This window comes from Sutterella parvirubra YIT 11816 (assembly GCF_000250875.1).
GTDB lineage: Bacteria > Pseudomonadota > Gammaproteobacteria > Burkholderiales > Burkholderiaceae_F > Sutterella > Sutterella parvirubra.
Genome location: NZ_JH604967.1, coordinates 11,906 through 13,191 on the forward strand (window position 1 = coordinate 11,906; position 1,286 = coordinate 13,191).

A 1,286-nucleotide genomic window follows, 5' to 3' on the forward strand; every position below is an offset into this window, starting at 1 on the left:
CCCAGGCGAGGGTGCCTGAGAGATAGAAGAGCTCGTGCGAGACCGCGCGGGTGGAGTAGCCGGGCGGAAAGATGAAGAGGCCTGCGAGCCAGGCCGCCGTGGTGACGAGCACGAAGGGGAGAACGATGCGTTTCATGGTCGGGATCCTTGTCGTTGTTGTGGTCTTCTCGACGAAGGCGGGACGTCCTCATCCCGAAGCCGCGGCGGGGGAACGCTGGCTTCGGCGGGTCAGGCGTGAGGACCTGCCTTCTTCAGATTCGAGCCTACGACGGGCTCCAGGCGAAAACATAGAACCTGTGTCCGGCGGCAAAAGGTTCCTGCGGGCGGCAACACTCGGCCGCGGGATCTTTGCAGAGGCTTTGCAAAACTTAACGCGGGGTCGGGTTGCAAAAGGGCGCTGAAGCGCGGCGTCCTCCGGCGGGCTTCTCTCCGTGCCTCATGAACGGAAGTGGGGAGTTCTTGTTGTCGGAAGTGGGGAATTCTTGTTGACGGAAGTGTGGAGTTCTTGTCGTCGGAGGTGGGGAATTCTTATTGACGGAACTGGGGAGTTCTTGTTGTCGGAGGTGGGGAATTCTTGTTGTCGGAACCGGGGAATTCTTGTTGACGCTGAACGCGCCCTCAGCTTCATCGGGCCCCTCTACGGCCGCCTCACCGTGAACCGCACGCTCTGCGTGCGCCCCTTCTCGTCCACTGCCTCCACGCGGTGCGTGCCCGCGCCGAAGCGCCGCACGATGGGGGTGTTGGACGGCCCGCGCCCCAAGTACGTCCCGTCCGCGAACCAGTGCACGACCCGGGCGTCCGATTCGGTCCCGGCCGTCAAGGTGACCCGAGCAAAGCCGTCGGTTTCGGCCCACCGGACGCTTCCTGCCTCGGGTGCGAGAATCTCCGGCGCGCGGCCCGGCGCCGTCACGCCGCAGCCCGGCATCCAAGCGGGCGGCGTCGGCGCAGGGCGCCCCGCCGCACGGAGCATCTCCAAGGCGTGCGTGGGCCAGAAGGCGTAGACGCGGCGCTCCGTCACCTCGGGGTCCTCCGCGCAGGCGCGAAGACCCGTCCGCTTGTCGACTAACACCCGCCGGAGAATCCCCGTGGGTCTCACCGGGCTCACGCCCGGGATGAAGAAGGCCTCCGTCGTGCGGTTGGGGCAGAGCGTCACGTCGACGTCGCCCGTCTCCCGGCAGACGGGGAGCCGCACGACGTTGACGGTGCCGGCGTCGGTGTGGGCGGGGCCGGAACCGGAGGTACTGCCCGCCTTCGGCACCCGGCGCTCCGCCGGGAAGTCGAGCCCG

General features: G+C 67.3%; 1 pseudogene. It reads right to left on the minus strand.

The window, feature by feature from the left end:
- Positions 1-637: 637 nt before the first annotated feature.
- Positions 638-1,286 (minus strand): annotated as a pseudogene (locus HMPREF9440_RS11430) (hypothetical protein); the annotation flags it as partial.